The organism is uncultured Helicobacter sp., from assembly GCF_947367035.1.
GTDB lineage: Bacteria > Campylobacterota > Campylobacteria > Campylobacterales > Helicobacteraceae > Helicobacter_D.
The window spans coordinates 1-9,196 of record NZ_CANBCA010000040.1; the positions used below are offsets into that span (position 1 = coordinate 1).

The 9,196-nt window shown below is 34.7% G+C and carries 11 protein-coding genes and 1 pseudogene; all 12 read left to right on the plus strand.

Annotation, left to right across the window (positions count from 1 at the left end; genetic code table 11):
* Window positions 1-654 (plus strand): hypothetical protein (locus Q0Y61_RS09105; RefSeq protein WP_297814296.1); only part of this gene is annotated, 654 nt, incomplete at its 5' end.
* A 30-nt stretch (window positions 655-684) separates the two neighbouring features.
* On the plus strand, window positions 685-1,623 hold the full coding sequence (locus tag Q0Y61_RS09110; RefSeq protein ID WP_297814298.1) for a hypothetical protein: 939 nt from the start codon (window positions 685-687) through the stop codon (window positions 1,621-1,623).
* A 2-nt stretch (window positions 1,624-1,625) separates the two neighbouring features.
* Window positions 1,626-1,769, plus strand: coding sequence for a hypothetical protein (locus Q0Y61_RS09115; RefSeq protein ID WP_297814300.1), 144 nt, complete (start codon window positions 1,626-1,628; stop codon window positions 1,767-1,769).
* A 21-nt stretch (window positions 1,770-1,790) separates the two neighbouring features.
* Complete coding sequence (locus tag Q0Y61_RS09120; RefSeq protein ID WP_297814302.1) at window positions 1,791-2,720, plus strand: class I SAM-dependent methyltransferase; 930 nt, start codon at window positions 1,791-1,793, stop codon at window positions 2,718-2,720.
* A gap of 2 nt (window positions 2,721-2,722) precedes the next feature.
* Window positions 2,723-2,863, plus strand: a complete 141-nt coding sequence (locus Q0Y61_RS09125; RefSeq protein WP_297814304.1) for a hypothetical protein — start codon at window positions 2,723-2,725, stop codon at window positions 2,861-2,863.
* A gap of 12 nt (window positions 2,864-2,875) precedes the next feature.
* Window positions 2,876-4,297, plus strand: a complete 1,422-nt coding sequence (locus Q0Y61_RS09130; protein ID WP_297814306.1) for a hypothetical protein — start codon at window positions 2,876-2,878, stop codon at window positions 4,295-4,297.
* 13 nt (window positions 4,298-4,310) lie between these two features.
* Window positions 4,311-4,679 carry a hypothetical protein gene (locus Q0Y61_RS09135; RefSeq protein ID WP_297814307.1) on the plus strand — a complete coding sequence of 123 codons (369 nt, stop codon included), beginning with the start codon at window positions 4,311-4,313 and terminating at the stop codon, window positions 4,677-4,679.
* Window positions 4,676-5,464, plus strand: coding sequence for a hypothetical protein (locus Q0Y61_RS09140; protein WP_297814309.1), 789 nt, complete (start codon window positions 4,676-4,678; stop codon window positions 5,462-5,464). The genes Q0Y61_RS09135 and Q0Y61_RS09140 overlap by 4 nt, the downstream gene beginning before the upstream one ends.
* Window positions 5,461-5,622 carry a hypothetical protein gene (locus Q0Y61_RS09145; protein ID WP_297814311.1) on the plus strand — a complete coding sequence of 54 codons (162 nt, stop codon included), beginning with the start codon at window positions 5,461-5,463 and terminating at the stop codon, window positions 5,620-5,622. Before Q0Y61_RS09140 ends, Q0Y61_RS09145 begins: the two co-directional genes overlap by 4 nt.
* A 19-nt stretch (window positions 5,623-5,641) precedes the next feature.
* Complete coding sequence (locus Q0Y61_RS09150; protein ID WP_297814312.1) at window positions 5,642-6,835, plus strand: radical SAM/SPASM domain-containing protein; 1,194 nt, start codon at window positions 5,642-5,644, stop codon at window positions 6,833-6,835.
* A 111-nt stretch (window positions 6,836-6,946) separates the two neighbouring features.
* A complete protein-coding gene (gene asnB / locus Q0Y61_RS09155) occupies window positions 6,947-8,719 on the plus strand; it encodes an asparagine synthase (glutamine-hydrolyzing) (protein WP_297814314.1) in 1,773 nt (590 codons plus the stop codon).
* Window positions 8,716-9,196 (plus strand): annotated as a pseudogene (locus Q0Y61_RS09160) (capsular biosynthesis protein); the annotation flags it as partial. The gene asnB and the pseudogene Q0Y61_RS09160, both read left to right, overlap by 4 nt.

Genomic DNA, 9,196 nt, shown 5'->3' on the forward strand with positions numbered 1-9,196 from the left:
CCCCCCCACCCCCCCCCCCCCCCCCACCCCACCCCCCGGGGGCGGGGGCTTTTATATGTCCAAGTGCAATTTACAGAGCAGTTTAGTGAGAGAATAAAAGCAAATAAGGAATTAGAAGATTTGTTAAGTTTTTATCAACCCCATAAACTCAATCAAATTTCAGTAAATAAAATGTTTGTAACAACAAAAGAGGGTGTAAGCTACAAGGATTGTAATAAGCAGATTCCAAACTATGTTGTAGGGACTTGCAAAAGTTATGGGGGAAGCTACTTGATTCAAACTGATGGAAGTGTGCTTGGCTGTTGTGGAGAGTTTTATTTTTATCCGCAGTTGAAAGATAAGATTCCAAATATTTTCAAACAAAGTCTTGAAGAGTGCAAGAAACAATCCGATTCCTTGTATTTAAATAACCCAATCTTTATAGAGTATTGCAAAAACTGCTCTTTATATGCTGTAAATAATGAGGAAGCTTTAGAAAGAAAGTTTATCCATAATGGTTATTTTGCAATGCAATATGCCACACAAACAAGATATTTTGTGATTCCAGAATATCTATTAGATCTGCGAGAAGATATTTTGCTTTTTATGTATGAAAAGGGATATACAGGTGAGATAAAGAAATTTGTAAATGAAAAAGAAACAATCCAAAAGTAAAATAAATCATATAGAAAGGAGAAATTAGAAATGGGATTTTACAAAGAAGATTATGAGATGATTGAATCTCTCTTAGAATCAGGGCGATTAAAAGAGGGTTTTAAGGTGTGTGAATTTGGAGCACAAGATTTATGTGAAGATAGAAATGGAGAAAGAGTCTTGAATACAAACAATAGGATAAGCCCAAGAGGTGTGTATGAATCTTATGGGGCAAAAGAGTATTGTTGTATAGATTTAGAAAAATATCATAATGCTCTTAATTTTGATTTGGGCAAAGATTTTAAAACCGAATATGGATTTGATGAAAAGTTTGATTTAGTTACTTGCAAAGATGTTGGGCATTGGGTTTTTAACCAAGAAATAATGTGGAATAATCTGCATAATTTGTGTAAAAAAGGAGGTGTGATTATTTGGCGAAGTCCTTTTAGTGGTGGGTTTGCGCAAGGTTGTTATGCGTATCATCATTATAAGGTTTTGCAGCTAGTGTTTTTTAACAATTATTTCTTGCTTGGTGGATATATTACAGAATATTTGCACGATGTTACAAATGGTAAATTTGATAACTTTGACAAAAAACCAGCAGAAAAATTAAAGATGCGTAATGGAGCAGATTTTATTGATGCAGTAGAAGAGTATATGGGACGAGAGGGGTGTTGGAGATATTTACCTTTAAAACAGGGACTTCCCTCTGTATCGTTTGATCTTATGTTTTTAAAGCAAGAGGATAGCCCATTTAATCTGCCTTTAACCTATTATGATGCACCCGAAAAAACAATCACAAGAAATGCTAAAAGCGTGTTGCAAAACTGCTTCCCTAAAGTTATTGAAAATCAAGTTGCAATCTTTGGTGCAGCGCGTGCAGGAAATATTGCAAATGAGTTTGCTAAAGCAAGTGGGCTAAATGTTGCTTGTGTGATTGATGATGTGCAAACAGGCACTACCAACTTCTGTGCGGGGGGGGGGGCATAATTGTGTCTTTTGATGAGTTTGTGAAAAATTATCAAAGTCAGTGTGATTTTGTTTTAGTAGGACCCTGTCAAAAGGGTAAAATAGAAGAAAGAGAAGGATTAAAGATTCCAGTTTGTAAGCTAGATATGCGTTGGTTTGTGGGTTAATTTTTTTAAGAAAGGTTGATTATGGGATTTTATCAAGAGGATTATTGGACAATTGAGTTTTTGTTAGAAAAAGGCTATTTGCAAAAAGGTTCAAGCGTTATAGAATGTGGTTCTCAAGATTTGCTATGCACTAGAGAAGGAAAAAGTGTATCTAATAAAGAACGCAAATCCGCTAGGACAATTTTTGAACAATATAGCTTTAAAGATTATGAATGTATTGATATGGACGGGGGACATAATGCTTTGCAATTTGATTTTGGCTTAGATTTAAGGGAAGAATATCAATATAGTAAGCAGTTTGACCTAGTAACTTGTAGAGAATTTGGACATTGGATATTTGACCAAAGACAGATGTTTGAGAATCTGCATAATTTATGTAAAGTTGGAGGGATTGTGATTTGGCGACCATTTCTTAGTGGTGCATTTGGATATGGATTTTATGCTTATAATCCCAACAAAATCTTGCATTTGATGTTTGCAAATGGTTATAAAATGATAAGAGTGTATATTACTGAGCAAGTTTATAAAGAAAATGGAGAGTTTGCCGGACGTGATAGGAAGTATCCAAGCTTGCTTTGTGAGAATGGGGCGGATTTTTTAAATGCTCTTGATGTGTATTTGGATAAAGAGGATAGTTGGAGGAAAACTTCGCTAAAAGCTGGAATCCCAACAATAAATCCTACGATAATATGGCAAAAAACAGAGGACAAGCCCTTTGAATCTCCATTATATTATTATGATGCACCCGAAAAAACAATCACAAGAAATGCTAAAAGCGTGTTGCAAAACTGCTTCCCTAAAGTTATTGAAAATCAAGTTGCAATCTTTGGTGCAGCGCGTGCAGGAAATATTGCAAATGAGTTTGCTAAAGCAAGTGGGCTAAATGTTGCTTGTGTGATTGATGATGTGCAAACAGGCACTACCAACTTCTGTGCGGGGGGGGGGGCATAATTGTGTCTTTTGATGAGTTTGTGAAAAATTATCAAAGTCAGTGTGATTTTGTTTTAGTAGGACCCTGTCAAAAGGGTAAAATAGAAGAAAGAGAAGGATTAAAGATTCCAGTTTGTAAGCTAGATATGCGTTGGTTTGTGTAGAGGAGAGTTGCAATGCACTATTATATTTATCCTAAAAATTGGGACGGAGAGGATATAGCCTTTAATTTGTCGCAATTTGACACAGAAAATACTTATCATTTCATTGATGATAAAGAAGAAACACTTTCTCTTAAAAGCCAAGCAGAGAAAATTAAACAAGAGGAGCAAAGTCTTGTTTTGATTGCTTCTAAATATCGTTATTTTGATTTGGAGGAAAATTTAGAATCTTATGGGATTTCTAATTATGTAGATGGATTAAAATTTTGTGCTTTTAAGCTTAGACTCTATTGTTTAGAAAAAATCACCCAAAGGAATCCGCAAGGCTTATGTGTAGGGTTACTTGTAACACAGCTCCCGCATTCAGAACATATAAAATCTGTGATTGAGTCTTTACGGACAAAAAATATTCCTTTAGTTTTTATTACAACAACTCAAGCAAGTTTTACAAACTATGTGCAAAGTTACCCTAAAGAATGCGTGATTTTATCGCGTTGTGATTTGACGGAGCAGCTAGATTTTCTTACCATAGCACTTGCAACCACACATTATGTGAAATTTCACTCTCAAGTTATTTCTATTTTAAATCCTCAAGGGCTTTTGGATCCTGTGCAAAATTATTTTTATTTTAACCGCGAACGCGTGGATTTGCTTATAGGTTCGCGTGTAAATTTTGATTATATTTTTTGCCACACAAAAGAAATGTTGGAATTTTATCAATATAAACTTGCAGGCTCTAAAGAAAAAAGTTTCTTGTCTAACCCTTTGAAGTTTATTCCCGTAGGGTATCCTAGTTTGGATTCTTATCTTAAAGATCCCTATCAAAATAGAGAGTCCAATACGATATTGCTAGCTTTTACTATTAGTATGCTTAACCAACAAACACAAAAAGATGAGAGTGGAGTCTCTTTTGACATTCTAAGTGAGCTTGTGCAGTCCCTTTTGGATAAGAAATACAAAGTTGTCCTAAGACCACATCCAGAAAAATCCAAAGCAGTCTTTATGGGCGAACTTGCTAAAAGATTTGAAAATACCAGCGGGGGGGGGGGCGTATTTATATATGATACAAGCCCAAGAATGTCAAAAGAGCTGATGGAAGAAGCCTTTGCAATCATCGGACACGGTAGCAGTGTTGTGCAAACCTTTCCGCTAGCAACCTGTAAGCCCGCAATTCTTTTTATTCCGGACAGAGAATTTTTTGTGCGTAATGATTTGGATTCCAAATTTGTGGCGAACGAAAAAACACACATTTTAACGCATAGTGTCCAAGAGGTCTTGGAGGTTTGTGATAGTATTAAACGCAATCTAAAATCTTATCAGGCAGATATTAAAAATTATAGAGCAGAGCATATTTATAATCTAGGGCATTCTGGAGAATTTATTGCAAGCTTTATTGAGAAGTTAATTTTGAAAGCTCAAAATGATAAAAATATCTAAAGGAGAAATAAAGGTGTCAGAAGTTGTAAATTACGATAAACTAGAAATTCATTTTGATAAAGATTTTTTGCTTTATAAAGAGTTGGAAAACTTGAGAGAAATCAATCAAAGAAATTTTGTAATTTTAGATAGGTTGTGCAAAAAAATTGATGTTGCTAAAAGAGTATTGAAAATTTATGATAAAGACTTTTTAACCAAAAAGGAATCGCAACAAGAATTGAATGAGGAAGAGTATTTAATACTAGGTGAGATTTTGTTATTATGGGCAAAAGAAAAAAAAGAATATAAGTTTTTAAACTCGTGTTTAAAACTTGCAGATTTATTGGCAGGGGAGGCAGAATTATCACTAAAAGCCGAAAAGGTTTTGGAGGAGTGGTTATGAAAGTGATTCCGTGGACGATGGTTGCCTTTGAATCACCTATAACTAAAGCTTATTTGGAGGTTCTTTATAGGGGGGGGTATGTATTTGAAAAGATTATTGTTTGCTTACACCCTAGATATTTTGGGCAGTATCAAGCAATGATTCAAAAAAGACAAGAGCATTTAGAAGAGATTGCAGACGCAATTGCTGCACATACTTCCGTGCAAGTTCCTTATTTTTCTCGTTTAGATTTTTCTAAATATTGTTCCAATCTTCAAATCATTGATGAATTTAAATTTTATCCCGATGGGCTTTTAAGGGCTTTAGACCCTAAGGAGCAGTATTTTTATAGTTATCTTGGACTTGTCCCACAAGCGTTTTTGAAAAAAGCAAAATGGCTACATATCCATGGGGGGTTGATGTCGCCTCTTCGTGGAAGTGCTTGTATGTATTGGGGGCTTTTATATCGGGGTAAGCCCGGGTATTCTTTGTTTTGGCAAACAGAAAAAATAGACCAAGGAAAGATTCTGTATCAAGATGAATCTGATGAGCCTTTGCCTGATTTGTCGGGCTTATCTAGCGGAATTAAAGTAGAGACCTTTCGCATAGGAATGTGGTATTATGACCTTTATGTGCGTGCAAAGTTATTGGTGGATTATTTTGATGGTGGTTGTAAGGAAAAAGTTTATTCCAAAGAACAAATCAGCGAATTTTCACACCCTGATAGAATGTTTTTTGTAGAACATCCAAAAATCACTAAATTTTGCGTAACAAAATTTTTTAACTATAAAAGGTGGAATGAATGATTATTGTAAAGCTTGAAAATTTGCCTACCAATAAAGATAAAGAAATCTTATGTGAAATCACAGGAAATAAAGAAGTAGAAATTCATTTTATTAAAGGGTTCTATCACAAGGATTTTTATTCTTTATTGTGTAAAGTTGAGCGGGGGGGGGGCGTTTGATAGTTTATTAGCTTTTAATATGGATTTAGAAGATTGTTCTAGTGAGACAATCAAGCAAGTTTATTTAGCAATTCAAAATAGTTATGCTTTGTTTTTTAATCCCTATGAAATTACGAGTGGTTCTTTATTGTTTAAATTGTGTAAGATAAATTTGGAAAAGTTCATTATTGAGTATGCCTATAAAAATCATTGGATTGAAAAGCCGACAAGAAATCTTATGCACTCTTTTGGGACTAATGTTGCTAAGGCAGATTTTTTTGTTGAGAGGAGATTGTATAATTTATCAGAATCTTGGGAGATTATCAAGACTAAATCTAACAAACAAGAAAGTTTGCAACTTCGCTTTCCTAAGGTAATTTATATTTGTTTGTTGAATGCTTGTAATGCGAATTGTCCGCATTGCCCTTGGTTTTCTCTTGCGCATTCGCGGACGCAAACCAATGATTATTTTAGAATCAAACAACAATTAGCCTCCAGTAATGTGAATAAGGTTTTGGAATATGCAAGCAAGGGCGGGTGCAAAGTAATCTTTTCTGGACCAGGAGAGCCACTTTTAGATTCTCGTTTGTTAGGATTTGTTCAAAAAGCAAAGAATTTAGGTATCAGAAGGATTGAATTAGCAACAAATGGGATTTTGTTCAATCAAAAAATATTTAGAGATTTGCTAGAAGCCAGTATTAGCCTCTTTGATGTTTCTATTTTATTTGCAAATGAAGTTTATAATCAATGCAACAAGGGATTCCTTGTTGATTATCAAAAGACTTTAAAGGAATTAGCAGATATTTCTGAAAATTCAGAATATAAGGCAAAAATTAAATTGAGTATTTGTTATGAAAAAGAATTTTTAAGAGAGGCTTTGGAATTTTTCCTTGCACTCAAAGAATACGAATCCATAGAATGCCAAATGGCTTATTATGATGCTAATGCAAAATATTGGGAGGGTGGAAAACTCAATAATACAAGACATTCTTGTAGCGCACCATTTTCGTCTCTTTATGTTTTTCCTTCTGGTGCTGTGGGGTTTTGCGAACAGCAAAGAGGTTGGCTTGGGAGAGAACGGGTTGAGAGTTTTTGTATTGGCAATGTTTATCAAGAGAGTTTAGAACAGATTTGGCAGGGAAAATTACACCAGAAAATGCAGCAAAGACATTTAAATTTATCTTTTGATAAGATTTGTGAAACTTGTGGAGCTTGGTGGAATGAGAAATCTTGAATTTTTAAAGGGGAAAATTATTTATTATGCGAGATTGAGATAGGTGTCCATTGGACTTTTTAAGTAAAGTTGTTATAATATCAACACTTTTTAACTTTATGGGGCGTAGTGATGTGTGGCATACTTGGTTTTGCAACTTTGGGTAATTTGCAAGAAACAAAAGAAAGCTTTTCTAATGCACTCTCTTTGCTTGCTCACAGGGGACCTGATTTTAGTTCTTTTGTGCAAGATAAAAATATTTTTTTGGGACATACGCGTTTAAGTATTATTGATTTAGATAGACGCTCCCACCAACCTATGCACTTTCAAGAGAAATACACGCTTATTTTCAATGGAGAAATTTATAATTACAAAGAGGTTAGGGCAGAATTACAAACACAAGGCTATCATTTCAAGACACATGGCGATGCAGAGGTGTTACTTTGTGCGTATGATTTTTGGGGTGAGAAATGTGTGGAGCATTTCAATGGTATGTGGGCATTTGCAATTTATGATAAGTTTAAAAATATTTTGTTTTGTAGTCGCGACCGATTTGGCGAGAAGCCATTTTTTTATTATAAAGATGAAGAAAAGTTTATTTTTGCCTCTGAAATTAAAGCAATTCTACCTTTTTTAAAGACTATTAAGGCAAATGTTCCTGCAATGATTCCTTTCATCGTGCGAGGAAATATAGATTGTTATAAGAATGAGACATTTTTCAAAGATATTTATCGTTTGAATCCTAGTCAAAATATGGTCGTGGATTTAGAGATTCTTGCTTTGTGTAAATCCAACTATTACGCAATTAAACCGCAAGAAGTTTCTTTAAAGAATCCAGCATTAGCCTTAAGAGAACTGCTAGAGGATTCCATAAGATTGCGCTTAAGAAGTGATGTCCCAATAGGAAGTTGTCTAAGTGGTGGGTTGGATAGCTCCTGTGTAAATGCACTCATCGCAAGACTAAATCCAAATAAAAATAATTTTGTAGCAATTCACGCAAAAAGCACATTAAAAGAAAATGATGAAAGTCAATATGCTAAGAGAGTAGCGGAATCTCTAGGTGTAGAATTGTGTATTGTAGAGCCAAGCAAACAAGATTATTTGGATAATTTAGAAGCAGTGATGTTAGCACAAGATGAGCCTTTTGGTAGCACTTCATTATATATGCAGTATCTTGTAATGCAAAAGGCACGTGAATTGGGAATCAAAGTGATGTTTGATGGGCAAGGGGCTGATGAGATATTTTTGGGATATGAGCATTACTTTAAATACATTTACAAGGAGTTGCAAGAAAAGGGCAAGGACGAATGTTTTTTTCAGAATCTTAAGAAGTTTAGATATTCCAATGAAGCCATATTGAATGGTTTAGATGGTGTAGAGGATTTTGAGATAGCGTTCTCTCGCATTCTAAAGGGTAGCAATATCAAAGCAAAATATCTTAGCAAAGAGGATTTATGCGAGTTGTTTGGTTATACAGACTTTCCTAGTTTTAATAGACAAGTCATTATGCAAATGGGTTTGCAAAGTTTATTGCGCTTTGAAGATAGGGATTCTATGGCGTTTGGTGTGGAGAGTAGATTGCCTTATTTGGATAGTAGAATCGTGGATTTTGTGTTGAATCTCTCTGTGGAAGTAAAGTTTCAAGGAGGCTATTTGAAGTATTTGCTAAGAAAGGCTTGTGAAGACTTGCTACCAGCAGATATTATTTGGCGATATAATAAACTAGGTTTTGAATCTCCACAAAGATATTGGTTTGATGACTTGCGTGAAGAGATGAAAGAAGCAATTAATCATTCAAAAATCATTCAAGAAATTTTTATTAAACCCGATATTAGAGAGGATAATTTTCTGTGGAGATTATTTAATATTGCTAAATGGGAAAAGCTATATAAGGTGGAGCTATGAAAAAAATTTGTGTGATTGCAGAAGAGGATTTATCTACTTCGCGGCAAAAGAGGTTGTTAGATTTATTATATGGCAAGTTTATTCTAACAGGAATCGGGCTAGAAGCAGTGCCTTATAAAGATATCGAGATTCTTTCGTATCCGCACGCTATAAAGAGAAATGCAGAACAGGAAGCGGAATTAGAAAGAAATGTGGCAAAAAAAGATTATATGAAGCTTGTGAAAATCCCAAATAGAATGATAATTGAAAAGTATTTCCAAGAAAGAAGTTTTGATGCGATATTTTGTAAAGATTTGGTGTTATTGCCATTTGTCATAGAAAACAAAAAGAATGCAAAGGTTATTATGGATTGCCGAGAATATTATCCAGGGGAGCAAGGGGATGAGCGTTGGAAACGACTTTTTGTAGGCTTTAATGACTGGCTTTGCCAAACCTACCTCCCCCAAGCCGATTATGTCTATTCTGTTAGTCAAGGAA